The 25,779-nt window shown below is 66.6% G+C and carries 25 protein-coding genes; 16 read left to right on the forward strand and 9 right to left on the reverse strand.

The window, feature by feature from the left end; all coding sequences use genetic code 11:
* The first annotated feature begins 12 nt into the window (after window positions 1-12).
* Genes glmU through BTE28158_RS26650 form a run of 4 tightly spaced genes read left to right on the forward strand, consistent with a single transcriptional unit; the run spans window position 13 to window position 3,986 of the window.
* Window positions 13-1,374, forward strand: a complete 1,362-nt coding sequence (glmU, locus tag BTE28158_RS26635; RefSeq protein WP_151051407.1) for a bifunctional UDP-N-acetylglucosamine diphosphorylase/glucosamine-1-phosphate N-acetyltransferase GlmU — start codon at window positions 13-15, stop codon at window positions 1,372-1,374.
* 55 nt (window positions 1,375-1,429) lie between these two features.
* Window positions 1,430-3,247, forward strand: a complete 1,818-nt coding sequence (gene glmS / locus BTE28158_RS26640; protein WP_059605721.1) for a glutamine--fructose-6-phosphate transaminase (isomerizing) — start codon at window positions 1,430-1,432, stop codon at window positions 3,245-3,247.
* Window positions 3,248-3,297: 50 nt separating this feature from the next.
* On the forward strand, window positions 3,298-3,768 hold the full coding sequence (locus tag BTE28158_RS26645; protein WP_151051409.1) for a hypothetical protein: 471 nt from the start codon (window positions 3,298-3,300) through the stop codon (window positions 3,766-3,768).
* On the forward strand, window positions 3,768-3,986 hold the full coding sequence (locus BTE28158_RS26650; protein WP_059450688.1) for a DUF6566 family protein: 219 nt from the start codon (window positions 3,768-3,770) through the stop codon (window positions 3,984-3,986). The genes BTE28158_RS26645 and BTE28158_RS26650 overlap by 1 nt, the downstream gene beginning before the upstream one ends.
* Before the next feature lie 86 nt (window positions 3,987-4,072).
* Here the strand turns inward: BTE28158_RS26650 and BTE28158_RS26655 are convergent, their stop codons facing one another.
* A complete protein-coding gene (locus tag BTE28158_RS26655) occupies window positions 4,073-4,909 on the reverse strand; it encodes an FTR1 family iron permease (RefSeq protein WP_124629788.1) in 837 nt (278 codons plus the stop codon).
* 12 nt (window positions 4,910-4,921) lie between these two features.
* Window positions 4,922-5,254, reverse strand: coding sequence for a cupredoxin domain-containing protein (locus BTE28158_RS26660; protein WP_059605730.1), 333 nt, complete (start codon window positions 5,252-5,254; stop codon window positions 4,922-4,924).
* Window positions 5,255-5,586: 332 nt separating this feature from the next.
* Between BTE28158_RS26660 and BTE28158_RS26670 the strand changes: the two genes are divergently transcribed.
* The gene (locus BTE28158_RS26670) at window positions 5,587-5,787 is read left to right on the forward strand and encodes a heavy-metal-associated domain-containing protein (protein ID WP_006754615.1); all 201 of its coding nucleotides are present in this window, start codon (window positions 5,587-5,589) and stop codon (window positions 5,785-5,787) included.
* 49 nt (window positions 5,788-5,836) lie between these two features.
* Here the strand turns inward: BTE28158_RS26670 and BTE28158_RS26675 are convergent, their stop codons facing one another.
* Window positions 5,837-7,327, reverse strand: a complete 1,491-nt coding sequence (locus tag BTE28158_RS26675) for an aldehyde dehydrogenase (RefSeq protein WP_124901959.1) — start codon at window positions 7,325-7,327, stop codon at window positions 5,837-5,839.
* Between the two features lie 85 nt (window positions 7,328-7,412).
* A complete protein-coding gene (locus BTE28158_RS26680) occupies window positions 7,413-7,964 on the reverse strand; it encodes a cupin domain-containing protein (protein WP_014895828.1) in 552 nt (183 codons plus the stop codon).
* Window positions 7,965-8,432: 468 nt separating this feature from the next.
* Between BTE28158_RS26680 and BTE28158_RS32620 the strand changes: the two genes are divergently transcribed.
* The 11 genes from BTE28158_RS32620 (at window position 8,433) to BTE28158_RS26730 (ending at window position 21,296) form a co-directional block, all read left to right on the forward strand.
* Window positions 8,433-8,615, forward strand: a complete 183-nt coding sequence (locus BTE28158_RS32620) for a hypothetical protein (RefSeq protein WP_006488040.1) — start codon at window positions 8,433-8,435, stop codon at window positions 8,613-8,615.
* Window positions 8,616-8,900: 285 nt separating this feature from the next.
* A complete protein-coding gene (locus BTE28158_RS26685) occupies window positions 8,901-9,686 on the forward strand; it encodes a gamma-glutamyl-gamma-aminobutyrate hydrolase family protein (protein WP_151051411.1) in 786 nt (261 codons plus the stop codon).
* A gap of 28 nt (window positions 9,687-9,714) precedes the next feature.
* Window positions 9,715-11,052, forward strand: a complete 1,338-nt coding sequence (locus tag BTE28158_RS26690) for a glutamine synthetase family protein (RefSeq protein ID WP_059605738.1) — start codon at window positions 9,715-9,717, stop codon at window positions 11,050-11,052.
* Between the two features lie 37 nt (window positions 11,053-11,089).
* Window positions 11,090-12,523 (forward strand): aspartate aminotransferase family protein, encoded by a 1,434-nt coding sequence (locus tag BTE28158_RS26695; protein WP_174920175.1) that lies wholly within the window; start codon window positions 11,090-11,092, stop codon window positions 12,521-12,523.
* Between the two features lie 62 nt (window positions 12,524-12,585).
* The gene (locus tag BTE28158_RS26700; RefSeq protein ID WP_151051074.1) at window positions 12,586-13,701 is read left to right on the forward strand and encodes a polyamine ABC transporter substrate-binding protein; all 1,116 of its coding nucleotides are present in this window, start codon (window positions 12,586-12,588) and stop codon (window positions 13,699-13,701) included.
* A 188-nt stretch (window positions 13,702-13,889) separates the two neighbouring features.
* Window positions 13,890-15,044, forward strand: a complete 1,155-nt coding sequence (locus tag BTE28158_RS26705; RefSeq protein ID WP_124902987.1) for an ABC transporter ATP-binding protein — start codon at window positions 13,890-13,892, stop codon at window positions 15,042-15,044.
* A 10-nt stretch (window positions 15,045-15,054) separates the two neighbouring features.
* Window positions 15,055-16,041: an ABC transporter permease subunit gene (locus BTE28158_RS26710; protein WP_124902993.1), complete on the forward strand. Its 987-nt coding sequence runs from the start codon at window positions 15,055-15,057 to the stop codon at window positions 16,039-16,041.
* Window positions 16,038-16,877: an ABC transporter permease subunit gene (locus BTE28158_RS26715; protein ID WP_044847895.1), complete on the forward strand. Its 840-nt coding sequence runs from the start codon at window positions 16,038-16,040 to the stop codon at window positions 16,875-16,877. The genes BTE28158_RS26710 and BTE28158_RS26715 overlap by 4 nt, the downstream gene beginning before the upstream one ends.
* Window positions 16,878-16,978: 101 nt before the next feature.
* Window positions 16,979-18,553 carry a DUF3138 family protein gene (locus BTE28158_RS26720; RefSeq protein WP_124626909.1) on the forward strand — a complete coding sequence of 525 codons (1,575 nt, stop codon included), beginning with the start codon at window positions 16,979-16,981 and terminating at the stop codon, window positions 18,551-18,553.
* 112 nt (window positions 18,554-18,665) lie between these two features.
* On the forward strand, window positions 18,666-19,970 hold the full coding sequence (locus tag BTE28158_RS26725; RefSeq protein ID WP_124626912.1) for an NAD(P)/FAD-dependent oxidoreductase: 1,305 nt from the start codon (window positions 18,666-18,668) through the stop codon (window positions 19,968-19,970).
* Window positions 19,971-19,994: 24 nt separating this feature from the next.
* The gene (locus tag BTE28158_RS26730) at window positions 19,995-21,296 is read left to right on the forward strand and encodes an NAD(P)/FAD-dependent oxidoreductase (RefSeq protein WP_151051072.1); all 1,302 of its coding nucleotides are present in this window, start codon (window positions 19,995-19,997) and stop codon (window positions 21,294-21,296) included.
* A gap of 177 nt (window positions 21,297-21,473) precedes the next feature.
* Here BTE28158_RS26730 and BTE28158_RS26735 read toward each other — a convergent pair whose 3' ends face one another.
* The 5 genes from BTE28158_RS26735 to BTE28158_RS26755 all read right to left on the reverse strand — a co-directional run bounded on the left by BTE28158_RS26735 (window position 21,474) and on the right by BTE28158_RS26755 (window position 25,605).
* Window positions 21,474-22,139, reverse strand: coding sequence for a DUF799 domain-containing protein (locus tag BTE28158_RS26735; RefSeq protein WP_124626915.1), 666 nt, complete (start codon window positions 22,137-22,139; stop codon window positions 21,474-21,476).
* 10 nt (window positions 22,140-22,149) lie between these two features.
* Entirely contained in the window at window positions 22,150-22,578 is a 429-nt protein-coding gene (locus tag BTE28158_RS26740; protein ID WP_059607338.1) for a DUF4810 domain-containing protein, read from the reverse strand.
* Window positions 22,579-22,661: 83 nt separating this feature from the next.
* Window positions 22,662-23,333 carry a CsgG/HfaB family protein gene (locus BTE28158_RS26745; protein ID WP_182670311.1) on the reverse strand — a complete coding sequence of 224 codons (672 nt, stop codon included), beginning with the start codon at window positions 23,331-23,333 and terminating at the stop codon, window positions 22,662-22,664.
* A 447-nt stretch (window positions 23,334-23,780) separates the two neighbouring features.
* Window positions 23,781-25,136, reverse strand: a complete 1,356-nt coding sequence (gor, locus tag BTE28158_RS26750; protein WP_124626919.1) for a glutathione-disulfide reductase — start codon at window positions 25,134-25,136, stop codon at window positions 23,781-23,783.
* 244 nt (window positions 25,137-25,380) lie between these two features.
* Window positions 25,381-25,605: a hypothetical protein gene (locus BTE28158_RS26755; RefSeq protein ID WP_014895816.1), complete on the reverse strand. Its 225-nt coding sequence runs from the start codon at window positions 25,603-25,605 to the stop codon at window positions 25,381-25,383.
* Between the last annotated feature and the right edge of the window lie 174 nt (window positions 25,606-25,779).

Raw genomic sequence — 25,779 nt, forward strand, 5'->3', positions numbered from 1 at the left:
CAAGCTGGCGCCATGAATATCGTGATTTTGGCGGCAGGCACCGGCAAGCGCATGCGTTCCGCGCTGCCGAAAGTGCTCCATCCCCTGGCCGGCAGGCCGCTCCTCTCCCACGTCATCGCCACCGCGCGCACGCTGCAGCCGTCGCGGCTCGTCGTCGTGGTCGGTCACGGCGCCGAGCAGGTCCAGGCCGCCGTCGCCGCGCCCGACGTCCAGTTCGCGGTGCAGGCCGAGCAGCTCGGCACCGGCCACGCGGTACGCCAGGCGCTGCCGCTGCTCGATCCCGCGCAACCGACGCTGGTGCTGTACGGCGACGTGCCGCTCACCCGCGCGTCGACGCTGCGGCGTCTCGTCGACGCCGCGCGCGAGGGCCGCTACGGGATTCTGACCGTCACGCTCGACGACCCGACCGGCTACGGCCGCATCGTGCGCGACGCGTCCGGCTTCGTCACGCGCATCGTCGAGCAGAAGGACGCGTCGCCCGAGCAACTGAAGATCGCCGAGATCAACACCGGCATCATCGTCACGCCCACGGCCCAGCTGTCGATGTGGCTCGGCGCGCTGAAGAACGAGAACGCGCAGGGCGAGTACTACCTGACCGACGTCGTCGAGCTCGCGATCGAGGCCGGCTTCGAGATCGTCACGGCGCAGCCCGACGAGGAATGGGAAACGCTCGGCGTGAACAGCAAGGCGCAGCTCGCGGAGCTCGAGCGCATCCATCAGCGCAACGTCGCCGATGCGCTGCTCGTCGACGGCGTCACGCTCGCCGATCCGGCGCGGCTCGACGTGCGCGGCACGCTGCGCTGCGGCCGCGACGTGTCGATCGACGTGAACTGCGTGTTCGAAGGCAACGTGACGCTCGCCGACAACGTGACGATCGGCGCGAACTGCGTGATCCGCGACGCGTCGGTCGGCGCCGGCACGCGCATCGACGCGTTCACGCACATCGACGGCGCCGAGCTCGGCGCGAACACCGTGATCGGCCCGTACGCGCGGCTGCGCCCCGGCGCGCAGCTCGCGGACGAGGCGCACGTCGGCAATTTCGTCGAGGTGAAGAACGCGGTGATCGGCCACGGTTCGAAGGCGAACCACCTCACCTACATCGGCGACGCCGACATCGGCGCGCGCGTGAACATCGGCGCGGGCACGATCACCTGCAACTACGACGGCGCGAACAAGTTCCGCACCGTGATCGAGGACGACGTGTTCGTCGGCTCCGACACGCAGCTCGTTGCGCCGGTGCGCGTCGGCCGTGGCGTGACGATCGCGGCCGGCACGACGATCTGGAAGGACGTTGCCGACGGCCTGCTCGCATTGAACGAGAAGACCCAAACGACGAAGAGCGGCTACGTCCGCCCGGTCAAGAAGAAGAGCTGAACCTTTAGCGGGCGCCCGGACGGCGCCCGCGTCGACTTACAGGACTGACCCATTCATGTGCGGCATTGTCGGCGCAGTTGCGCAGCGTAATATCGTTCCGGTGCTGATCGAAGGATTGCGGCGCCTTGAATACCGTGGCTACGACTCGTGCGGCGTCGCCGTGCTCGAGCCGGGCGCGCCCAAGCGCGCGCGCAGCGTCGCGCGCGTCGCCGATCTCGATGCGCAGGTGCAGGAATCGCATCTCGAAGGCACGACCGGCGTCGCGCACACGCGCTGGGCGACGCACGGCGCGCCCGTCACGAACAACGCGCATCCGATCTTCTCGTCGAACGCGCTCGCGCTGGTGCACAACGGCATCATCGAGAACTTCGAGCCGCTGCGCGAAGCGCTGCGCGCGAAGGGCTACGAGTTCGTGTCGCAGACCGACACCGAAGTCATTGCGCACCTCGTGCACAGCCTGTATCGCGGCGACCTGTTCGAGGCCGTGCGCGAAGCCGTGCAGCAGCTGCACGGCGCCTATGCGATCGCGGTGACGCACAAGGACCAGCCGCACACCGTCGTCGGCGCGCGCCAGGGTTCGCCGCTCGTCGTCGGCCACGGCGACGGCGAGAACTTCCTCGCGTCCGACGCACTCGCACTGGCCGGCAGCACCGACCGCTTCACGTTCCTCGAGGAAGGCGACGTGTGCGAGCTGTCGCTGGACGGCGTGAAGATCGTCGATCGTCACGGCGCGCTCGCGCAGCGCGAGATCCGCGTCGTCAGCGCATACGGCGGCGCGGTTGAGCTGGGCCCGTATCGCCACTTCATGCAGAAGGAAATCTTCGAGCAGCCGCGCGCGATCGGCGACACGGTGCCGCAAACCGAAGCGTTCGACGCGACGCTGTTCGGCGATGCGGCCCCCGCCGCGTTCGCGGAGATCGACAGCCTGCTGATCCTCGCGTGCGGCACGAGCTACTACTCGGGCCTCACCGCGAAGTACTGGCTCGAATCGATCGCGAAGATCCCGACCCAGGTCGAGATCGCGAGCGAATACCGCTACCGCGAATCGGTCCCGAACCCGCGCCAGCTCGTGCTGGTGATCTCGCAGTCGGGCGAGACGGCCGACACGCTCGCCGCGCTCAAGCACGCGCAGTCGCTCGGTCACACGCATACGCTCGCGGTGTGCAACGTCGCGACGAGCGCGATGGTGCGCCTCACGGAGATGCAGTTCCTGACGCACGCAGGCACCGAGATCGGCGTTGCGTCGACCAAGGCGTTCACGACGCAGCTCGTCGCGTTGTTCGTGCTGGCCGCGACGCTCGGCAAGCTGCGCGGGCACGTCGACGCCGCGCAGGAAGCCGAATTCCTGAAGCAGTTGCGCCACCTGCCGGCCGCGCTGAACAGCGTGCTCGCGCTCGAGCCGCAGATCATCGCGTGGTCGGAGGAATTCGCACGCAAGGAAAACGCGCTGTTCCTCGGCCGCGGGCTGCACTACCCGATCGCGCTCGAAGGCGCGCTGAAGCTGAAGGAAATCTCGTACATCCATGCGGAGGCGTATCCGGCCGGCGAACTGAAGCACGGGCCGCTCGCGCTCGTCACTGAAGCGATGCCGGTCGTCACGGTCGCGCCGAACGACACGCTGCTCGAGAAGCTGAAGTCGAACATGCAGGAAGTGCGCGCACGCGGCGGCGAGCTGTACGTGTTCGCGGATGCCGACACGCAGATCGTCAACGACGAAGGCCTGCACGTGATCCGGATGCCGGAACACTACGGGCAGCTGTCGCCGATCCTGCACGTCGTGCCGCTGCAACTGCTCGCGTATCACACCGCGTGCGCGCGCGGCACCGACGTCGACAAACCGCGTAACCTCGCGAAGTCGGTGACGGTGGAGTAAGCAATCGGCGCAGCGCGGTCCGGCGCGCCGACGAGACTGACGGAGAGACCATGGTAAGACTGTTTGGATGCGGATTGCTGGCGCTGACCTTCGCGTCGACGGGCTGGGCGGCCGAGCACTACGTCGAAGTCTGGAACCCGCCCGAGGCGCGGTTGCCGGCGGCGCGTACGCCGGATGCCCGCACGCCGGCAGCGCGCCCAGGTGCCGACGCGCACGCCGGCGTCAAGACCGTGGAAAAGCACGCGAGCGTGCAGCCGAAGGCTGCGGTCAAGCCGCACAAGCGCCGCGTCGCACAAGCCGTGAAAAGCACGCCGCATCGACCGACCGCCGCGACGGTCGATGCGCCGGCCGCACCGCGCCCGGTCGCGCAGCCTACGCCGGGCCGGCTCACGGTGATGCAGCCGGCCATGCCCGACACGCCGCACGCACTCAAGTTCTCGGACATCCCGCGGCAATACACACCGGACGGCAACGTGCTGCGTGTCGGCACGAGCAGCCGCTCCGCGGAGGTGACGCGATAATGGAAGCGCAGACCTATCACGGCTACCAGATCTGGGGCCATTCGATCCTGCAGCAGGATGAAATCCTGCAGCCCGAACGCTTCGCGGCGAGCGGCACGATCACGCAGAACAATCGGCTCGTCGAAGCGTCGGGCGTGCTCGGCGTGTTCGATACCGAGGACGAAGCGCGCGAAGCGGGGCTCGAATGGGCCCGCGCATGGATCGACAACCATCGCTGAACGGGCCGCGCGGCTGCGCGCGAGCCGTCAACGCAAGAAAAAAGGGGCGTCCATGACGCCCCTTTCTGCATTCGGCCCCGGCCCGCTCAGGCAACGGGCCGCGGCGGCGGCACCACCGTCCGGGGCCGGCCGACGAGCCGCGCCAGCACGACGATCGCGACCAGCGTGACGACGTACGCAACGATCTGGATCCCCGCCGGACGCGCGGTATAGCCGATCAGCGTATGCAGCGCCTTGCCGACGATGCTCGATTCCTTGAGCAGCCACGAGGTATCCCAGACCGCATCGCCCCACGACGGCACGAGGCCGGCGGCAAGCAGGAAGCCGACGCACTGGCTCGCCATCCCCGCCGCGAGCAGCACGATCAGCGCGTTGGTGACGGAGAAAAGGCGCTTGAGCGGAATCTGCAGCAGGCCCGCATACATCGCGTAGCCGAGCCCGGCGCCGCCCAGCACGCCGAGCAGCCCGCCGACGATCATCTGCGGCGTCTGTCCCGGATCGCCCGCCGCGATGCCGTACAGGAACAGCACGGCCTCGGAGCCCTCGCGCAGCACCGCGACGCCGACAACGATCGCGAGCCCCGTCAGCGGCCGGCTGCCGGCTGCGACGGCCCGGCCGACCTCGCCCATGTGCAGCGCCATCTCGCGGCCGTGGCGGCTCATCCAGATGCAGTGCCACGCGAGCATCAGCGTCGCGACGAACATCACGCCGGCGTTGAAGACTTCCTGCCCCATGCCGGAGGCCCACTGCGAAATCACGTCGGCGAACGCGGCGATCAGGCCGGCGCCGATCACGCCGCCGACGAGGCCGCCGCCGACCCACCAGCCGCGGCTCGGCACGCCCTTCGTCGCGGCCATTACGATCGACACCACCAGCGCGGCCTCGAGCACTTCACGAAAGACGATCAGGGCGGTAGACAGCATGGCGATATCCGCTTATTTGACGGTCAGGTGCGTCTTCGACTGCGCTTCATGATACTCGTCGTGGAACTCGTAGGTGCCGGCGTTCAGCGGCCCGACCAGGATCTCGACCGACTTGCCGGCCGGCACGACCTTCTCCGCCTTGAAATCGTCACTTTCGAATTCCGCGGGCGTCGCATCGAGGTTCTTCACGACGAACTTCACCTTCTTGCCGGCCGGAATCGTCACGCCGTCCGGCGAAAACTTGTGATTCTTCAGGGTCAGGTTGACGACGTCGTCGGCAGCGAATGCGGACGTTGCCGATGCGCCCAGCAGGGCCAGTGCGAAACCGAAAGCGAAGCGATTCATACGGGTACCGAAATGAAATATCGAGGGGAATCGATAGTAAGATCGATTCGCATTCCCTTCTCCCAGTACCCTTACTTGCGTCATGGACATCGGGCGTCAGTGATGCGACGCGCACCTTGTCGCGCAAGGCTCCGCGAGATTTCGCCGGCAATATGCGGCCGTCAATCGGGAAAAATTCGGACTGACGCACACGGGCAGATTGCGATTCGTCTGACATCAGCTTTACAAATTGCTTGTGCGGTGTCGAACGCGACGAATGGCTTGACCTTCCCACCATGGCAAGCTTCATGCTGGCGATGTTTGTGAATCGCCAATCAACCCAGGAGAACACGATGGAATTCGAAGTCCAGGACATGACCTGCGGCGGCTGCGCCAACGCCATCACGCGCGCCGTGACGGCAGCGGACCCCGCCGCGAAGCTCGACATCGACGTGGCCGCGAAGACGGTCAAGGTCGAATCGGCGCAAGGCGCCGAACGCGTGCAGTCGATCATCGAAGCCGCGGGCTTCCACCCGGCATTGCGCTCGGCCTGACGCGCGCGGGCGCGGCGCCCCTCGGCACCGCGCCCGTACACCGGCCGCGTCAGCGCAGCCGGATCAGCGTCGACTTCAGCTCGGTGTATTTCTCGAGCGCGTGCAGCGACTTGTCGCGGCCGTTGCCCGACTGCTTGTAGCCGCCGAACGGGAAGTTCATGTCGCCGCCTTCGTCGTAGCAGTTCACCCACACCGTGCCCGCCCGCAGCCGGCGCGACACGTCGTGCGCGGTCGTCAGGTTCGACGTCCACACGGCCGCGGCCAGCCCGTATTCGGTGTCGTTCGCGATCCGCACCGCCTCGTCGACATCGTCGAACACGATCACCGACAGCACGGGGCCGAAGATCTCCTCGCGCGCGATCTTCGCATCGGGCTTGACCTCGAACACCGTCGGTTCCACGTAGAAGCCGCCCGTCTCCTCCTTCACGCGCGCGCCGCCCGTGACGAGCGTGCCTTCCTTGCGCCCGGCATCGATGTAGCCGAGCACGCGCTCGAGCTGGATCCCGTCGACGATCGCGCCCATCGATACCGACGGATCGAGCGGGTTGCCCGGCACGTACGCACGCGCGGCCGCCACCAGCTTCTCGATGAACGCGTCCTTGATGTCGCGATGCACGAGCAGGCGCGAGCCGGCCGTGCACATCTCGCCCATGTTGTAGAAGATCGCCCCGGCCGCGGCCTGCGCGGCGCGCTCGAGGTCCGGACAATCCGGCAGCACGATGTTCGGCGACTTGCCGCCGAGCTCGAGCCACGCGCGCTTCAGGTTCGACTGCGCGGCGTACTGCATGATCAGCTTGCCGACCGCGGTGGAGCCGGTGAACGCGATGCAGTCGACATCGCGATGCAGCGCGAGCAGCTTGCCCGGTTCGCCCGCGCCCGGCACGACGTTGAACACGCCGGCCGGGATGCCGGCCTCGTATGCGAGCTGCGCGACGCGAATCGCGGTCAGCGGCGATTTCTCCGACGGCTTCAGCACGACGCTGTTGCCGGCCGCGAGCGCCGGGCCGAACTTCCATGCGGCCATCAGGATCGGGAAGTTCCACGGCACGACGGCCGCCACCACGCCGACCGGCTCGCGCGTGACGAGACCGACGAGATGATGGTCGGCCGGCGCGACTTCGCCGCCGACCTTGTCGATCGCTTCGGCGAACCACTCGACGCAATAAGCGGCGCCCGGCACGTCAACCGTCGTGGTGTCGCCGATCGGCTTGCCCGCATCGAGCGTCTCGAGCAGCGAAAGTTCGTCGAGATGCTCGCGCATCAGCGCGGCCCAGCGCAGCAGCACGGCCTTGCGCGCACGCGGGTTCAGTCCGGCCCACACGCCGGCGTCGAACGCGCGGCGCGCGGCCGCGACGGCGGCGTTCACGTCGGGCTCTCCGCAATCGGCCACCTTCGCGAGCACGCGACCGTCGATCGGGCTCACGCAGTCGAACGTCCTGCCGCCGTGCGCGTCGCGCGACGTGCCGTCGATGAATGCGCGCCCTTCAATCGTGAGCGACGCCGCCTTGTCCTGCCAGTCAGCCAAAGTCAACTTGTTCATCAGGATGCCTCAATTGTCGTGGCATTCGCGCTGCGGCACGCCGCGCAACGGCAAGACTGCCGGCGACGAATGCAGTGATGCGGGCTCAGAAGGTGGCCGGCGAATTCGCCGACACGACCTCGCAGAGCTGTTCCGCGCTGGGATTGCGAAAACGGTGCGGCAAACGGCTTTCGAAGTAGTAGCCGTCTCCGGGGTCGAGCAGCCAGGTCGCGCCGTCGACGGTGAGCTCGAGCCTGCCCGACACGACCACGCCGCCCTCGTGCCCCGCGTGCACGAGCATCTCTGGCCCCGTATCGGCGAGCGGCTGGTAGATCTCGCGCATGATGCACATGTTGCGGTCCTTCACGCCCGCGCCGACGAGATGAAATGCGAGCGCGTCGTTGCCAAGGTTCGGCATCTCGTCGCGGCGCGATACGACCGAGCGCGATTCGACGAGTTCGAACGTGAAGAACTCCGCGAGACTCATCGGAATGCATTCGAGCAGTTTCTTCAGCGAGCCGACCGACGGGCTTACGCGCCCCTGTTCGATCAGCGAGATCGTGCCGTTGGTCACGCCGGCCCGCTTCGCGAGTTCACGCTGCGACAGGCCATGCTTGTTGCGCACGAAACGCAGGCGCTCGGCGACTTCGGTGGACATCGATTCGGTTTCGGACACGATAGAAGTGCGGTGAAAAAGTGAAACGACGCGTGGAGCGGCGTTACGCAGCCGTTGAATATTCTAATCACTTTATGCCGCACATCAGCGGGGAAAACCCTGAAAGGCGTTCGAAATAATGAACACCCAGCGGGTCATTCCATTTACGAATATTTTGTTCGGAGTGCCTCGGGAAAGCCCTGACACGAGACCGTCAAAAAACATTTGACGCCGTTTTTGGCTCGTATATGCTGGCTCTCAGGTCAGCGTCATTGGCCATTCATCGGCACCGAAAAACGTTATTGCAACGTAAAAATTGATGCCCATCGATGTAAATGACGCAGGTCCGGCACCTCGATTATTTTAAACGCCTCGCGCGCCGAAACGATCAGGTGTTCAATACTTTCAACAAATCAGTCGAGTGTAATCGTGAGAGTCCGTGGCCCTCTGGTGAGGTGGGATCGAGGCGATGTGCGAAGTTTGCGCAGCGCTGTTCCCGCTTCCGATGGCAGTTGCGGCTGGCATAGTCCTCGCCTGCTGCATCTGTCGATCTACACCATCCTGTCCCGTCGTTCCGTTCGCCGTCACAACGCCGTTTCCGCACGCGCGTTCGTGGCCGTCGATACCGACGAAGTCGCATCGCTGCTGCCATAGCGCCTCTCCTCCTTTTCTCGTCGTTCGTTTCAACTGCCTGCTCGTCAGCCGCGTCGTCTGCGCGGTGACGGAACGCGTTCGCGCATCCATTGCCGCGTCGCGCAGCGCAACGAAACGAACGACGGCCTGACCGTCGCGCGCAGCGCGGATCGCCATGCGACCCCGTTGCGCCCATTCACCAGCGGCCTTGCGCATTTCGCCAGGCTGCGGGGCCGTGTCGCGCCTGCATTTCGCGATTTTCCCGCGTAACGCACGCCATGGCCCTACGGACAACTGATTGACGTCATGGAAAGGAAACCCCTCGTCGGCATCACCGCCGACTTCACGCAAATCGGCGCACATGCGTCGCACACGGTCGGCGACAAGTACGTCGCGGCGATCGTCGACGGCGCACACGCGCTCGCGATGGTGCTGCCCGCGCTCGGCGATCGCCAGTCGACCGACGACGTGCTCGCCACGGTCGACGGCCTGTTGTTTACCGGCAGCTATTCGAACGTCGAGCCGCACCTGTATGGCGGCGAGCCGAGCGCGCCCGGCACGAAGCACGATCCCGCGCGTGACGCGACGACGCTGCCGCTGCTGCGCGCGGCGATCGCCGCTGGCGTGCCCGTGCTGGCCGTGTGCCGCGGCTTCCAGGAGCTGAACGTCGTCTGCGGCGGCACGCTGCATCAGCGCGTGCACGAAGTGCCCGGCCTCGCCGATCACCGCGAGGACGACGACGCGCCGATGGACACGCAATACGGCCCCGCGCACGTCGTGCGCCTGACGCCCGGCGGCGTGCTGCACACGCTCGCCGGTGGCCGCGACGACGTGCACGTGAACTCGCTGCACAAACAGGGCGTCGCGCAGCTCGGTGCCGGCCTCGCCGTCGAAGCCGTCGCGCCGGACGGCCTGATCGAGGCCGTCAGCGTCGTCGATGCACCGGCCTTCGCCCTTGCCGTGCAATGGCACCCGGAATGGCGGCATGCGCATGACCCGCTGTCGAGCGCGATCTTCCGCGCCTTCGGCGACGCATGCCGCGCCCGCCGGAACGCCAGCGAGCGCACCAGGGCCGCCGCCGCGCTCGCATGAGCGCGTCGAACAACCAACGAGAACGAACATGCAAGACATCGACGAATTTCTGAAGCAGTACCGGATCACCGAGATCGAAGCAATCATTCCCGACATGGCCGGCATCGCGCGCGGCAAGATCACGCCGCGCAACAAGTTCACGTCCGGCGAATCGATGCGCCTGCCGCAGGCCGTGATGGTACAGACCGTCACCGGCGAGTATCCGGAAGACGGCTCGCTGACCGGCGTGACCGACCCCGACATGGTGTGCGTGCCCGACACGTCGACCATTCGCCTGATCCCGTGGGCGGTCGACCCGACCGCGCAAGTGATCCACGACTGCGTGCACTTCGACGGCTCGCCGGTCGAGATCTCGCCGCGCTACGTGCTGCGCCGCGTGCTCGACCTGTACAAGGCGAAGGGCTGGAAGCCCGTCGTCGCGCCGGAGCTCGAGTTCTACCTGGTCGACATGAACAAGGACCCGGACCTGCCGCTGCGTCCGCCGGTCGGCCGCACGGGCCGCCCCGAGACGGGCCGCCAGTCGTATTCGATCGAGGCGGTCAACGAGTTCGACCCGCTGTTCGAGGACATCTACGAGTACTGCGAAGCACAGAACCTCGACATCGACACGCTGATCCACGAAGTCGGCGCCGCGCAGATGGAGATCAACTTCATGCACGGCGACGCGCTGTCGCTCGCCGACCAGGTGTTCCTGTTCAAGCGCACGGTGCGCGAGGCCGCGCTGCGTCACAACATGTACGCGACGTTCATGGCCAAGCCGATGGAAAACGAGCCGGGTTCGGCGATGCACGTGCACCAGAGCATCGTCGACGAGGAGACGGGCCAGAACCTGTTCACGTCGCGGGAAACCGGCGGCGCGACGTCGATGTTCTACAACTACCTCGCGGGGCTGCAGAAATACACGCCCGCCTTGATGCCGATCTTCGCGCCGTACATCAATTCGTACCGCCGGCTGTCGCGCTTCATGGCCGCGCCGATCAACGTGCAGTGGGGCTACGACAACCGCACGGTCGGCTTCCGCATCCCGCACTCGGGCCCGGCCGCGCGCCGCATCGAGAACCGGATCCCGGGCGTCGACTGCAACCCGTATCTCGCGCTCGCGGCGACGCTCGCGGCCGGCTATCTCGGCATGACGCAGCGTCTCGAACCGACCGAACCGCTCGTCAGCGACGGCTACGAACTGCCGTACCAGCTGCCGCGCAACCTCGAGGAAGGGCTCACGCTGATGGCCGCGTGCGAGCCGCTCGGCGAAATTCTCGGCCACAAGTTCCTGAAGGCGTATTTCGCACTGAAGGAAACCGAATACGAAGCGTTCTTCCGCGTGATCAGCTCGTGGGAACGCCGCCATCTGCTGCTGCACGTCTGAGCGTGCGCACGACCGAATACGGAATCACGGAGGAAACATGACTTACCGCAACGAATCTGCATGGATCCAGCCGGCCGCGCCGGCCGCCGCACCGCGCACGACGCAGGCACGCTCGACCGCCGAATACCGCGCGCTCGACGCTGCGCACCACATCCACCCGTTCTCGGACATGGGCGCACTCAACCGCGCGGGCAGCCGCGTGATCGTGAAGGCCGACGGCGTCTATCTGTGGGACTCGGACGGCAACAAGGTCATCGACGGGATGGCCGGCCTCTGGTGCGTGAACGTCGGCTACGGCCGCAAGGAACTCGCCGACGCCGCATATCGCCAGCTCCAGGAACTGCCGTTCTACAACACGTTCTTCAAGACGACGCACCCGCCGGTGATCGAGCTTTCCGCGATGCTCGCGGAAGTGACGCCCGCCGGCTTCAACCACTTCTTCTATTGCAACAGCGGCTCGGAAGGCAACGACACCGTGCTGCGCCTCGTGCACCAGTACTGGCGCGTGCAGGGCAAGCCGCAGAAGAAATACGTGATCTCGCGCAAGAACGGCTACCACGGCTCGACGATCGCGGGCGGCACGCTCGGCGGGATGGGCTACATGCACGAGCAGATGCCGTCGAAGGTCGAGCACATCGTGCACATCGATCAGCCGTATTTCTTCGGCGAAGCGCAGGCCGGCGAGACGCCCGAGGCATTCGGCCTCGCACGCGCGCAGCAGCTCGAGGCGAAGATCCTCGAACTCGGCGCGGAGAACGTCGCGGCGTTCATTGGCGAGCCGTTCCAGGGCGCGGGTGGCGTGATCTTTCCGCCGTCGACGTACTGGCCGGAAATTCAGCGGATCTGCCGCAAGTACGACATCCTGCTCGTCGCCGACGAAGTGATCGGCGGCTTCGGCCGCACCGGCGAATGGTTCGCGCATCAGCACTTCGGCTTCGAGCCGGACCTGATCACGATGGCCAAGGGCCTGACGTCGGGTTACGTGCCGATGGGCGCGGTGGGCATCCATGAACGCATCGCGCGCCCGATCATCGACAACGGCGAATTCAATCACGGCCTCACGTACTCGGGCCATCCGGTCGCGGCGGCGGTGGCGGTCGCGAACCTGAAGCTGCTGCGCGACGAAGGGATCGTCGAGCGCGTCAAGCACGACACTGGCCCTTACTTCCAGGCGCTGATGCGCGAGACCTTCGCGCGTCATCCGATCGTCGGCGAAGTGCACGGCCACGGGATGGTCGCGAGCCTGCAGCTCGCCGAGTCGCCGGCCGAACGCCACCGCTTCGCGAACGGCGGCGACGTCGGCACGATCTGCCGGGACTTCTGCTTCAGCGGCAACCTGATCATGCGTGCGACCGGCGACCGGATGCTGCTGTCGCCGCCGCTCGTGATCTCGCGTCAGGAAATCGATGAGCTCGTATCGAAGGCGAAGAAGGCCGTCGATGCGACCGCCCAGCAACTGGGCCTTTCGTAACGACTTTGCCTACAGGCGTGCGGCGGGTGCCGCACGCCGCCATAACCCAGGGGAATTCCACCATGCGTGCCTGCTTTCTTCGCCAAGCCTGTTCCGTCGCGGCCCTTGCCGCCGCGGCCGCGTTCACTTCGGTCGCCAGCCCGTCGGCGCACGCCGACGAACTGAACGTCTACAACTGGTCCGACTACATCGCACCCGACACGATTCCGAACTTCCAGAAACAGACGGGCATTCACGTCAAGTACGACAACTACGACAGCGACGACACGCTGCAGGCGAAGCTGCTCGCGGGCAGCTCGGGCTACGACATCGTCGTGCCGACCTCGAACTACATGGCCAAGCAGATCCAGGCCGGCGTGTATCAAAAGCTCGACAAATCAAAGATCCCGAACCTCGCGAATCTCGATCCGCTGCTGATGAAGATGATCTCGGATGCCGATCCGGGCAACCAGTACGGCGTGCCGTGGGCGTATGGCACCGACGGCATCGGCTACAACGTGCAGGCAGTGAAGAAGGCGCTCGGCGACAAGGCGCCGGTCGACAGCTGGGCGCTGGTGTTCGACCCGGCCAACATGGAAAAGCTGAAGGGCTGCGGCGTGTCGTTCCTCGACCAGGCCGTCGACGTGTTCGCAGCCACGCTGCAATACATGGGCAAGAACCCGAACAGCACGAACCCCGGCGACTACCAGGCTGCGTTCGAAGTCCTGAAGAAAGTCCGCCCGTACATCACCCAGTTCAACTCGTCCGGCTACATCAACGACCTCGCGAACAACGACGTATGCGTCGCGCTCGGCTGGTCAGGCGACATCGGTATCGCGCATCGCCGCTCGGCGGAGGCCAAGCGCGCGTATGACATCAAGTTCGCGAATCCGAAGGAAGGCGGGCTGCTGTGGTTCGACGTGATGGTTGTCCCGAAAGATGCGCCGCACCCCGAGGCCGCGATGAAGTGGATCAACTACGTGTCGGACGCGAAGGTCAACGCGGCGATCACCAACACGGTGTTCTACCCGACCGCGAACAAGGCCGCGCGTCAGTTCGTGACGCCGGCCGTCGCGCAGGATCCGACCGTCTATCCGCCCGAAGACGTGCTGAAGAAGATGGTGCTGATGAAGCCGATGCCGGCCGACATCCTGCGCCTCGAGAACCGTCTGTGGGCGCAACTGAAAACCGGCCACTGATCGCCATGCATCACGGCGGCGCAGGCATCGCTCCACGCCTGCGCGCCTGAGATACGCGGACCGCCGTCCGCCTGCGCGCGCCGCGCGCCCTGTTCCATCCGGCACGAGCCGTTGTCCGCGAGTCGCGTTGCGCGTCTCGCGCGGGGACGCTCACGCCTGCAATCCGTGAAGAACGAATGGTGACTCCCATGCAATCGATACCCTCTTCCGCTGCTGCACGCCAGACCCAACCGGCCGCCCCGGCCCGCTCGAAGAACGACGCGTTCGTGCGCATCGAAAACGTCGTGAAGAAATTCGGCGACAGCACGGCCGTCGACAACGTGAATCTGACGATCGCGAAAAACGAATTGTTCGCACTGCTCGGCAGCTCGGGCTGCGGCAAGTCGACGCTGCTGCGCATGCTCGCCGGGCTGGAAACGGCCACCTCCGGCAAGATCTTCGTCGACGGCGAGGACCTCGCGTCGCTGCCGCCGTACCGCCGGCCGGTGAACATGATGTTCCAGTCGTACGCACTCTTTCCGCACATGTCGGTCGAGTCGAACGTCGCATTCGGCCTGAAGCAGGAAGGCACGCCGAAGAACGAAATCAAGGAACGCGTGGCCGACGCGCTTGCACTCGTGCAGATGAGCAAGTACGCGAAGCGCAAGCCGCATCAACTGTCGGGCGGCCAGCAGCAGCGCGTCGCGCTCGCCCGCTCGCTGGTGAAGCGCCCGAAGCTGCTGCTGCTCGACGAGCCGATGTCCGCGCTCGACAAGAAGATCCGCCAGAAGACCCAGCTCGAACTCGTGAACATCATCGAGAAGGTCGACGTGACCTGCGTGATGGTCACGCACGACCAGGAAGAAGCGATGACGATGGCGAGCCGCCTCGCGGTGATGAGCGAAGGCAAGATCGTGCAGATCGGCTCGCCCGGCGAAGTGTACGAATTCCCGAACAGCCGCTTCTCGGCCGAATTCATCGGCTCGACGAACCTGTTCGAGGGGCGCGTCGTCGAGGACGAACCCGATCACATCTTCGTCGAGAGCGACGACCTCGAGGCACGCATGTACGTGAGCCACGGCGTGACCGGCCCGCTCGGCATGCCGGTCGGCATCTCGGTGCGCCCGGAACGCGTGCACGTGTCCCGCGAAAAGCCCGGCTCGCATCACAACTGGGCGCGCGGCGTCGTGACCGACATCGCGTACATGGGCGCGTACTCGCTGTACCACGTGCGCCTGCCGAGCGGCAAGACGGTGGTGTCGAACCTGTCGAGCTCGCACCTGATGCACGACAGCGCGCCGGCGTGGAACGACGACGTGTTCGTGTCGTGGTCGCCGGCCAGCGGCGTCGTGCTGACGCAATGAGGGCGACATGATGAGAACTTCCGCTTCCACGCCTTCCGCGCCGGTGCCGACCGGTGCGACCGCTACGACTCAGGCCGCCAAACGCCGCAGCCGCTTCGCCGCGCTGTCGCGCTTCCTGCCGTCGGGCCGCGGCATCGCGATCGGCGTGCCGTTCGTGTGGCTCACGATCTTCTTCGCGCTGCCGTTCGTGCTGGTGTTCAAGATCAGCTTCGCCGACCAGGTGATGGGGATCCCGCCGTACACGTCGCTCGTCGAGATCAAGGACGGCGTCGTGCACTTCGCGCTGCAGCTGTCGCACTACGCGTTCCTGCTGCAGGACGACCTGTACATCGCGACCTACCTCAGCTCGCTGAAGATGGCCGCCGTGTCGACGCTGCTGTGCCTGCTGATCGGTTACCCGATGGCGTACTACATCGCGCGCTCGGAACCGGCCCGGCGCAACGTGCTGATGATGGCCGTGATGCTGCCGTTCTGGACATCGTTCCTGATTCGCGTGTACGCATGGATCGGCATCCTGAAGGATGACGGCCTCCTGAACCACACGCTGATCGCACTGGGCATCATCCACACGCCGCTGCGCCTCTATCACAGCGACGCGGGCGTCTACATCGGGATGGTCTATTCGTACCTGCCGTTCATGGTGATGCCGCTGTATGCGCACCTCGTGAAGATGGATCTGACACTGCTCGAGGCCGCGTACGACCTTGGCGCCAGACCGTGGGTCGCGTTCACGCGCATCACGCTGCCGCTGTCGAAGAACGGGATCATCGCCGGCAGCCTGCTGGTGTTCATTCCGGCGGTCGGCGAGTACGTGATTCCGGAGCTGCTCGGCGGCGCCGACACGCTGATGATCGGCCGCGTGATGTGGGACGAGTTCTTCAACAACATGGACTGGCCGATGGCGTCCGCGGTGACGGTCGCGATGGTGCTGCTGTTGCTGGTGCCGATGGCGCTGTTCCAGTACTACCAGGTCAAGGAACTGGAGGAAGCGAAATGATCAAGCCGAGCAAACCGCTGTCGACAGGCGTCCTCGCCTTCGGCTTTCTGTTCCTGTACATCCCGATCATCAGCCTGGTCGTGTACTCGTTCAACGAGTCGAAGCTGGTGACGGTGTGGTCGGGCTTCTCGCTGAAGTGGTACGCGGCGCTGTGGCAGGACGACGAGCTGCTCACGGCCGCGTGGCTGTCGCTGAAGATCGGCCTCCTGACGGCCACCGCGTCGGTCGTGATCGGCACGTGGGCGGGCTTCGTGCTCGCGCGCTTCGGCCGCTTCAAGGGCTTCACGCTGTACACGGGGATGATCAACGCGCCGCTCGTGATTCCCGAGGTGATCCAGGGCATCTCGCTGCTGCTGCTTTTCGTGGCGCTGGAGCAGATGTTCGGCTGGCCGAAGGGTCGCGGGATGGTGACGATCTGGATCGGCCACGTGATGCTCTGCGTGTCGTACGTGGCGATCATCGTGCAGTCGCGCGTGAAGGAGATGAACAAGTCGCTGGAGGAAGCGGCGCTCGATCTGGGCGCGACGCCGCTGAAGGTGTTCTTCGTGGTGACGCTGCCGCTGATCTCGCAGGCGCTGCTGTCGGGCTGGCTGCTGTCGTTCACGCTGTCGATCGACGACCTGGTGCTGTCGGCGTTCCTGTCCGGGCCCGGCTCGACGACGCTGCCGCTGGTGGTGTTCTCGCGTGTGCGTCTTGGCCTGAACCCTGAAATGAATGCACTCGCGACGCTGTTCATCACCGCAGTGACGATCGGCGTGATCGTCGTGAACCAGATGATGATCGCGCGCGAGCGACGCCGCGTGGCCGACATGAAGGCGGCGTTCGCGGCGGCCTGACTTCCCTCTTCCCGTTCCATCGATAACAAGACCCGCGCGCCGCGTGATGCGGCGCGCAAACCGATCACACATTGACAGGCCCACGACAAGGAGAATCCGCAATGAAGAAGAAACTGATCTGCCTGCTGGTGGCCGGCGCGTTGCCGGGCATCGCGCTGGCCGACTCGACCTCCGCCGAAATCAAGGCACTGCAGGCGCAGGTCGCCGCGCTGCAGAAGCAGATGAAGGCCATGCAGGCGCAGCTCGCCGCGAAACCGGGCGGCGCGCCGGTCGCGCAGGCCGGCGCGACGGCCTCGGCCAAGCCGGCGATGGTGGCCGCCGATCCGTCCTCGCCGGACTACGGCCGTGCCCAGGCGACGCTGACCAACGACGAAGTCAGCGAAATGAAGCAGCAGATCGCGAACCAGCAGCTGAAGGTCGACTCGCTGACGGACGCGGCCAACACCGGGCCGCTCGCGGGCCTGTCGGTCACGGGCTACATCGACCCGACCTACATCTACAACCGCGCGGCCGGCACGTCGTCGTTCCTGTTCGCGAACCACGAGAACGCGTACAACTACTTCAACAGCACGTTCGGCGATCTCTACCTCGACATCAAGAAGACCTTCGGCGTCGGCCCGATGGCGCCGTCGGCGGAGATCACGCTGATGCCGAACCGCGGCAACGGCATCACGCTGCTGCAGAACTCGCGCGGCTCGATCACCGACAACCTGCTGAACACGGCGGTCGTCAACGTGCCGATCACCGCGTCGACGACGCTCGTCGCCGGTTTGATCCCGAGCTTCGGCGGCTACGAGGTGCAGCAGTCGAACCAGATGCTCACGCTCACGCACAACCTGCTGTACGATTTCTCGGATCCGGGCAGCTACGTCGGCGTCGGTGCGAACTACACGAAGGGCAACTGGGCGTGGAAGTTCTTCCTCGGCAACGAGCAGTACCGCACGTACGGCTCGGTCACGCAGACGGGCACCAATGCGCTCGGCGACCCGATCAGCACGAGCAACAAGGTGCCGACCTTCACCGCGCGCGCGGACTACACGTGGTCGAGCGCGCTCGATATCGGCGGGTCGTTCAACATCGGGCGGCAGACGCTGGCGAGCGCGATCGACGACCAGGGCGTCGTCCACTACGGCCCGGGCGGTGCGGCACCGAGCGCCTATGGTTCGTTCTTCTTCGGCGAACTCGATGCGACCTACACGCTCGCCGATATTCAGTACAACGCCGAAGTCGACTACGGCCGGCAGCAGCATGCGGCGTTCAACGGCGGGCTCGCGCAGTGGTACGGTCTGTCGCTGCTCGCGCACCGCAAGTTCAACGCGCCGGTGGTCGGTCGCATGGGCGTGACGCTGCGCTACGACCTGCTCGCCAACACGAAGAACGGCGGCGGCGGTGGCGGCATCGCGCTGAACGGCAACGGGATGGATCCGAACAACGGCTTCGGCGTCGACGCGGACTGCCTCGCGATGTCGAAGGCCGGCGGCGGCCTGGGCTTCGAGTGCAAGGGCGCGGTGCGCCAGGACGTCGCGCTCGATCTGCTGTTCTATCCGACCCAGCAGATCACCGTGAAGGTCGAATACCGGCACGACTGGGCGAACAACAAGGTGTTCCTGCGCAACGACGGCTCGTACGGCAAGTCCAACGACCTGCTCGCGACGCAGTTCATCTATTCGTTCTGATGCTGGCCTCGCGGGACGCCGTGCCGCGTGCATGGCGTCCCGCATCGTTTCACCCGGCCGGATCGCGGTGCGTCGCGCACCGGCGCCGGCCGTCCTCGAGGGAGTCGGTTTGATGACGCAGTCTTTCACCCGCCGCGCCGACGCGCTCGCGCGCGACTCGTACTACGAAGCGACCGCCGCGCGACCCGCGGCCGACGATCCCGTGCTGGAAGACGCGATCGACGTCGACGTGTGCGTGATCGGCGCGGGCTTCGCGGGCCTGTCGACGGCGCTCGACTGCCGCGCGCGCGGGCTGTCGGTCGCCGTGATCGATGCGCACCGGCCCGGCTGGGGCGCGTCGGGCCGCAACGGCGGCCAGGCAATCACGGGCTTCGCGAAAGACGAGGTGATCGAGCGGCAGCTCGGCGCCGCCGGCGCGCGTGCCGCGTGGTCGCTGTCGCTCGACGGCGTCGCGCTGATCGCCGAGCGCATCGCGCGCCACGGCATCGACTGCGACTTCACGCGCGGCTACCTCACGGTCGCGACGAAGCCGCGCCGCATCGACGACCTGCGCGCATGGATGGATGCCGCGACGTCGCGCTGGGGCCATCCGTCGCTGTCGTGGCTCGACACCGGCGCGATTCGCGCGCGCATCGCATCGTCCCGTTATCTGGCGGGCGTCTACGATCCGCTGTCGGGTCACCTGCATCCGCTCAAATATTGCCTGGGCCTCGCCGATGCCGCGCGCCGCGAAGGCGTCGCGCTCCATGCGCACACGCCCGCGCTCGACGTCGTTCGCGGCGCGCGGCCGGTCGTGCGCACACCGTCGGGCGAAGTGCGCTGCCGCTTCGTCGTGTCGTGCTGCAACGCAGGCCCCGGCGGCATCCTGCCGGCCGCCACCGCCGCGCGCATCGCGCCGATCGCGTCGTACATCATCGCGACCGAACCGCTCGGCCGCGCGCGCGCCGACGCGCTGATCGCGCAGCGCGAAGCCGTGTGCGACAACAACTTCTTCCTCGACTACTTCCGGCTGTCGGCCGACCATCGCATGCTGTTCGGCGGCCGCGCGAACTCCGCGGGCGCGTCACCCGACACGCTCGCGGAAACGATCCGGCAGCGCATGGTCGGCGTGTTCCCGCAGCTCGCCGACGTGCGCGTCGACCACGCGTGGGGCGGCTTCGTCGACGTCACGCGCAACCGCGCGCCGGACTTCGGCGCGCTCGATCCGAACTTCTTCTACGTCCAGGGCTTCAGCGGGCACGGCGTCGCGCTGACCGGAGTCGCCGGACGCGCGATCGCCGGCGCGATCGCGGGCGACACGCGCGCGTTCGACCTGTTCGCGCAGCTGCGCCACCGGCGCTTTCCCGGCGGCGACGCGTGGCGGCAACCCGCGCTCGAACTCGGGATGCTGTACCACCGCGTGCGCGAGCTGTTCTGAGTCCCTTCATTCGCTTTCCTGATCATGCAGACATTCGCCAACCAGCCGCACGTCGCGTCTTACTACGCGGCGACCGCCAACGATACGACCCGCCATGCGCCGCTCGCCGGCACGACCGACGCCGACGTGTGCGTGATCGGCGCGGGCCTCACCGGTTTGTCCGCCGCGCTCAACCTCGCCGAGCGCGGCCACTCGGTGACCGTGCTCGAAGCGTCGCGGGTCGGATGGGCGGCGAGCGGGCGCAACGGCGGCCAGCTGATCGGCGGCTTTGCATGCGACATCGACACGTTCGGCAACTTCATGCCGGAAGGCGACGTGAAGCGGATCTGGGACATGGGGCTCGAAACGCTGTCGCTCGTGAAGTCCCGCATCGCGCGGCACGACATCGACTGCGCGCTCGTACCGGGCTACCTGACCGCCGCGAACACCGAGCGCGACGCGGATGCGCTGAAGCGCTGGCGCGACGAGGCCGCGAAGCGCTTCGGCTACGACCGCTTCCATTTCGTGGAGGCAGACGAGCTCGGCGACTACGTGCAGTCGGCGCGCTATCGCGGCGGTCTGTACGACCCCGACAGCGGCCACCTGCATCCGCTGAACTACACGCTCGGGCTCGCGCGTGCGGCCACCGACGCCGGCGTGCGGATCCACGAGGACAGCTGCGTGACGCGCGTGCGCGACATGTCGGGCGGCCACGTCGTCGAAACCGCCCAGGGGCAGGTGCGCGCGCGCTTCGTCGTGCTCGCGTGCAATACGTACGTGGGTACGCTCGCGCCCGCGCTGTCGAAGAAGATCATGCCGGTCGGCACCTACGTGATCGCCACCGAGCCGCTCGGCGAAGCGCGCGCCGCCGCGCTGATGCCCGCGCGCGCGGCGATCTGCGACAGCCGCTTCGTGCTCGACTATTTCCGGCCGGCGCCCGACACGCGGCTCGTGTGGGGCGGCAAGGTCAGCTATTCGACGCGGGAACCGCGCGATCTCGCGGCGGCAATGCGCGCGGACATGCTGAAGACGTTCCCGCAGCTCGCGGACGTCAAGGTCGACTACGCATGGGGCGGCTTCGTCGACATCACGATGAACCGCGCGCCGCACTTCGGGCGCGTCGCGCCGACGATGTACTTCGCGCAGGGCTTCTCGGGGCACGGCGTGAACACGACCGCGCTCGCGGGCAAGCTGATCGCCGAGGCGATCGACGGCCAGGCGAGCCGCTTCGACCTGTTCGGCAAGATCCGGCATCGCGACTTCCCCGGCGGCGCGACGCTGCGCACGCCGGCGCTGGTGCTCGCCATGAGCTGGTACCGGCTGCTCGACGCGTTCGGCATGCATTGAGCGGGCCGCGTCGGAGCGATGCGAGCCGTAAGCGCGTCGCACACCGCGCGTCTCACGCCACACACCGATGCAAAATGAAAAACGGCCGCGCAACCAGCGCGGCCGTGCAATCGATTCGCGTGACATCGGTGCGTCGGGCACATACCGTGCCCACGCACCGCGCACGACATGCACCGATCAGTCCGTCCCGTACTTCGGCGAATGCGGACCGTACAGCAGCCCGTTCGGCGGACCGGCCGACAGCAGCCGCGTGCTGGTGAACGCGGCGACGTCATGGCTCTGGTCGATCAGCGTGTTCGCGATCTGCTTGACCGCTGCCGTCACCAGCATGCCGATCAGGCTGCCGCCGCCGTTGTTGCCGCCCTCGTCGCTGCTCGCGCTCGCCCGGCCCTGCCACAGCACGTCGCCGGTGCGCAGATCGACGAGCTTCGCCGAGGCCGACACGACCGTTGCGCTCGCAAGGATCCGGTAGACGGTGCCGTACTGCGACACCTTCGAATACAGCGCGGCATCCGCACCGAAAATCTCGCGCAGCTTCGCGGGCGACGTCTGCTGGATCTCGGCCGCGTTGGTCAGGCCGTTCTGCTTGAACGTCTCGTCCATCACGGCAACCGGCACCACGTAGTAGCCGGATTCGGCGAGCGGCAGCGTCATCTGCGACAGCATCCCGTAGGTTGCCGCCACGTCGGACGTCTCGTTGAGGGGCGGCAGGACGAGGATCGAGCGCGGCTGGCTCTTCTTGAACGCCGTGTAGTCGGGTCGTTTCACCGGCTGCGCGCACGCGCTCAGCAGCGCGACGATCGACAGCACGGACATCAGCTTGAATGAGAGTGTCTTGAACATGGCGGGCGCGTTACGGTTTGGCGGTGGTCGGGGCAATATCCTTCTGGCCGGCGATCGCCTGGGCGGCTGGCTTCTGATCCGCGGTCTTCGACGCACCGGTCTTCTTCTTCATCAGGAAATCCATGAAGGTCGACGATTCCGGGAACGACTGCTTCTCGGCCTGCAGTTCCTGCTCGGCCTGCTGCTCGTTGCCGACGCTCGCGTACAGCATCCCCAGATGCGCATGGAAGCCCGGCGGCGGCATGTTGCCCTTCGCGCGAATCTCCTGCAGCGCCTTTTCGAGCGCGTCGATCTGCTCCTGCGGCGACTTCTGCCCCTTGAAGTACTCGTACACCTGCGGCTGATAGCCGGTCCACTGATAAAGCGGCGGCGTGGAGCTCGCGCAGCCGGCGAGCAGCAAGGCGGCGGCCGTTGCCGGCAGCCAGTTACCCCGTTTCATGGTCTGTTCTCTTTTGATGTCGTTGTCAATCGGTCCAGCGCGGCGCCGGCCCCGGCGCCGCGCTGCTACATGGGCTGCGACGCTTACTGCGGTACCTTCAGCGTGCCGGCGTCGACCTGGTCGACGAGATGATTCACGGCTTCCTGGATCGCGAGGTCAAGCACCTTGCCGTTGAGCGTCGAGTCGTAACCGGCCGTGCCGCCGAAGCCGATCACTTCCCGGTTCGACAGGCTGAACTCGCCCGCACCCTGGCTCGACGCGACGACTTCCGACGTCGTCGTGTCGACGATGTTCAGGTTGACCTTCGCGTACGCGACCTGCGTCTTGCCGCGGCCGAGAATGCCGAACAGCTGGTGATCGCCGACGTCCTTGCGGCCGAACTCGGTCACGTCGCCGGTCACGACGTAGTTCGCGCCCTTCACGGCCTGTGCCTTCTTCATGAAGCCGGCTTCCTGCTTGATCTCGTCGAGGTTCTCGCGATCGAGCACGTTGAAGCGGCGGCTCTGCTGCAGGCGCGTGACGAGGATCGTCTTCGCCTGTCCGCCGAGGCGGTCGATGCCGTCCGAGAAGATGCCGCGCATGTAGCTCGAGCGATTGTCGAACTTGCCGACCGCGATCGCGACGGGCTTGCCCGCATACGGCTTCTGCGCGCTGCTCACTGCCGGCACGTCGAGCGTGCGCGACGATTCGGTCGCGCAGCCGGACAGCGCCGCGACGAGCGCCGCCGCCACGAGAACGGTGCGTCGTGTCTGAATGTTCACTGCTGGTCTCCTTGCGTGAAAAGATTGCCCGGAACGGGCGCGCCGGCGCGTTGACGAGCCGGCGGTCGATGCGGTGATTGAAACGGTTGGGGCACGCATTGGCGCGCGCGACTTCATCGCCCGGACGGCGACGGAGATGGCGGCATGCGAAGGGAAAGTGCGCGCAACGGACGTGCTGCGGCAAGACGCGAACGCGCGGCGCATGGATCGACCACCCCGCTTGCGCCGGCTACCCCTTGATTTTGTTTACTGCGCTGTTGATCGCGCATGATCGGCCCCGAATATGATTTTGGCCGATGATACCAAGCCTGATTATCGAGACGGGGATTCTTTGGAAGAATTGACGTTCTTTACGAATCATCGCGGATCCGTGGTGCGTCACACGCCAGCCGGGCGCGCGGAACACGCGCGCCGGCCGGCGAGCCGGCGCACCGGTTGCGGTCAGTCGGCCACTTTCTGGCGCATCGTCACGAATTCCTCCGCTGCGGTCGGGTGAATGCCGATCGTGTCGTCGAACTGCGCCTTCGTCGCGCCCGCGCGGATCGCGATCGCGATGCCCTGGATGATCTCGCCCGCGTCGCGGCCGACCATGTGCGCGCCGATCACGCGCTGGCTGTCGCGCGCGACCACGAGCTTCATCAGCGTGCGCTCGTCGCGGCCCGACAGCGTGTGGCGCAGCGCCTTGAACGACGCGCGGTAGATGTCGACCTCCCCGTGCAGGCGACGCGCATCGGCCTCGGTCAGGCCGACCGTCGCGACCTCGGGCTGGCTGAACACGGCCGACGGCACATAATCGTGATCGGCCGCGACACGCGCGCCGCCGAACAATGTCCGCGCGAGCAGTCCGCCGTCGCGCGTCGCCACCGGGGTGAGCTGCGGCCGCGACGTGACGTCGCCGATCGCATGGATCGAGGGCACCGACGTCGCCGAATACGCATCGACGGCGATCGCACCACGCGCGTCGAGCACGACGCCCGCCCGTTCGAGCCCCAGCCCTTCGACGTTCGGCACGCGGCCGGTCGCGTAGAGCACCGCGTCGTACGGCCCGTGCTGCGCGTCGCCGACACGCACGGAGAGCGTGCCGTCGTCCGCGCGCGCGATCGATTCGACCACCGCGCGCGCATGGATCGCGACGCCCTGCCTGGTCATCTCGTCGGTCAGGAATTGACGCACGTCGTCGTCGAAGCCGCGCAGGATCTTCTCGCCGCGATAGAAGAGATCGACATGGCTGCCGACGCCGTTGAAGATGCCCGCGAACTCGACCGCGATATAGCCGCCGCCGACCACCGCGATGCGTGCGGGCAGCGTCGCGAGCGACAGCGCCTCGCGCGACGTGATCGCATGCTCGATGCCGGGCCGCGACGGCAGCGACGGGCGCGAACCGGTCGCGATCGCGATGTGGCGCGCACGGATCGTGCGTTCGCCGATCGCGACGGTATGCGCATCGACGAGCGTCGCGCGCCCCGCGTGCATCGCGACGCCGGATTGCCGCAGCAGGTTGATGTAGATGTCGCTGAGCCGGTTGATCTCGCGATCCTTCGCGGCGATCAGCGCGGGCCAGTCGAGCGTGCCGGCGCCGAAGGTCCAGCCGAAGCCCTTCGCGTCCTCGAGCTCGTGCGGATAGTGCGATGCGTAGACGAGCAGCTTCTTCGGAATGCAGCCGCGCAGCACGCAGGTACCGCCGATCTGCTCTTCTTCCGCTATGCCGACGCGCGCGCCGTATGACGCCGACATCCGGGCGAGCCTCACGCCGCCGGAGCCGGCCCCGATGACGAACAGGTCGTAGTCGAAATCCATCGCAAGCCCTCATCTCGATTCGGATGACGGCACGATAACAAGATTCGGGAATTCGTGTGGACCGTGGCGCCGCAGGACGCGCGCGCCATAAAAAACGGCGAGAGACGTTGCCTCTCGCCGGTCAAACCAGCTGCCGGGTTTGCCATGCGTCACCGATCGACCACATGCCCGGCCTGCCGGCCGCGCGGCACCGGTCCGTCCGGGCGCGCGAGGGGCGCACCCGCGGCGGGACCGGCCGCCATGCTCAGGCCTGCGACGTGTCGCTGCCGTCCGTCGCCTGCGTATCGTCTGCCTGCTGGGGCTGCTCTTCCTTCTTCTCGAGCATGCCTTCGATCGCCTCGGCGCCCTTGAAGCCGGCGACGGCTGCCGCCGCCTTGGTCAGCAAACCCGCATCCGGATCGACCTTCTCGGCCGCCTCGACGGCTGCCACTGCGCCAGCGATTTCACCCACGGTGTTCAGGATACCCATCGTCATCCCCTTTCAAGAAAATCGTGAGCGCATCGTCCCACGAAAAAAACCGGCAGACCGTGTTTGTCATCACCGGATACACAAGTTACGCACGAGGCCGGCCGCACGCGAAACGCACGCCGGAACGACGCCCGCGCGTGCGTTGCGGCACGCGGCGGACCCTGCACGCAGCGT

Source organism: Burkholderia diffusa (assembly GCF_902499115.1).
In the GTDB taxonomy this organism is placed as follows: domain Bacteria; phylum Pseudomonadota; class Gammaproteobacteria; order Burkholderiales; family Burkholderiaceae; genus Burkholderia; species Burkholderia diffusa.

Excerpts from the sequence above, each read along its gene's own strand:
- glmU (WP_151051407.1), top strand. The coding sequence starts at position 13 with ATGAATATCGTGATTTTGGCGGCAGGCACCGGCAAGCGCATGCGTTCC.
- glmS (WP_059605721.1), top strand. The coding sequence starts at position 1,430 with ATGTGCGGCATTGTCGGCGCAGTTGCGCAGCGTAATATCGTTCCGGTG.
- BTE28158_RS26645 (WP_151051409.1), top strand. The coding sequence starts at position 3,298 with ATGGTAAGACTGTTTGGATGCGGATTGCTGGCGCTGACCTTCGCGTCG.
- BTE28158_RS26650 (WP_059450688.1), top strand. The coding sequence starts at position 3,768 with ATGGAAGCGCAGACCTATCACGGCTACCAGATCTGGGGCCATTCGATC.
- BTE28158_RS26655 (WP_124629788.1), bottom strand. The coding sequence starts at position 4,909 with ATGCTGTCTACCGCCCTGATCGTCTTTCGTGAAGTGCTCGAGGCCGCG.
- BTE28158_RS26660 (WP_059605730.1), bottom strand. The coding sequence starts at position 5,254 with ATGAATCGCTTCGCTTTCGGTTTCGCACTGGCCCTGCTGGGCGCATCG.
- BTE28158_RS26670 (WP_006754615.1), top strand. The coding sequence starts at position 5,587 with ATGGAATTCGAAGTCCAGGACATGACCTGCGGCGGCTGCGCCAACGCC.
- BTE28158_RS26675 (WP_124901959.1), bottom strand. The coding sequence starts at position 7,327 with ATGAACAAGTTGACTTTGGCTGACTGGCAGGACAAGGCGGCGTCGCTC.
- BTE28158_RS26680 (WP_014895828.1), bottom strand. The coding sequence starts at position 7,964 with ATGTCCACCGAAGTCGCCGAGCGCCTGCGTTTCGTGCGCAACAAGCAT.
- BTE28158_RS26685 (WP_151051411.1), top strand. The coding sequence starts at position 8,901 with ATGGAAAGGAAACCCCTCGTCGGCATCACCGCCGACTTCACGCAAATC.
- BTE28158_RS26690 (WP_059605738.1), top strand. The coding sequence starts at position 9,715 with ATGCAAGACATCGACGAATTTCTGAAGCAGTACCGGATCACCGAGATC.
- BTE28158_RS26695 (WP_174920175.1), top strand. The coding sequence starts at position 11,090 with ATGACTTACCGCAACGAATCTGCATGGATCCAGCCGGCCGCGCCGGCC.
- BTE28158_RS26700 (WP_151051074.1), top strand. The coding sequence starts at position 12,586 with ATGCGTGCCTGCTTTCTTCGCCAAGCCTGTTCCGTCGCGGCCCTTGCC.
- BTE28158_RS26705 (WP_124902987.1), top strand. The coding sequence starts at position 13,890 with ATGCAATCGATACCCTCTTCCGCTGCTGCACGCCAGACCCAACCGGCC.
- BTE28158_RS26710 (WP_124902993.1), top strand. The coding sequence starts at position 15,055 with ATGAGAACTTCCGCTTCCACGCCTTCCGCGCCGGTGCCGACCGGTGCG.
- BTE28158_RS26715 (WP_044847895.1), top strand. The coding sequence starts at position 16,038 with ATGATCAAGCCGAGCAAACCGCTGTCGACAGGCGTCCTCGCCTTCGGC.
- BTE28158_RS26720 (WP_124626909.1), top strand. The coding sequence starts at position 16,979 with ATGAAGAAGAAACTGATCTGCCTGCTGGTGGCCGGCGCGTTGCCGGGC.
- BTE28158_RS26725 (WP_124626912.1), top strand. The coding sequence starts at position 18,666 with ATGACGCAGTCTTTCACCCGCCGCGCCGACGCGCTCGCGCGCGACTCG.
- BTE28158_RS26730 (WP_151051072.1), top strand. The coding sequence starts at position 19,995 with ATGCAGACATTCGCCAACCAGCCGCACGTCGCGTCTTACTACGCGGCG.
- BTE28158_RS26735 (WP_124626915.1), bottom strand. The coding sequence starts at position 22,139 with ATGTTCAAGACACTCTCATTCAAGCTGATGTCCGTGCTGTCGATCGTC.
- BTE28158_RS26740 (WP_059607338.1), bottom strand. The coding sequence starts at position 22,578 with ATGAAACGGGGTAACTGGCTGCCGGCAACGGCCGCCGCCTTGCTGCTC.
- gor (WP_124626919.1), bottom strand. The coding sequence starts at position 25,136 with ATGGATTTCGACTACGACCTGTTCGTCATCGGGGCCGGCTCCGGCGGC.
- BTE28158_RS26755 (WP_014895816.1), bottom strand. The coding sequence starts at position 25,605 with ATGGGTATCCTGAACACCGTGGGTGAAATCGCTGGCGCAGTGGCAGCC.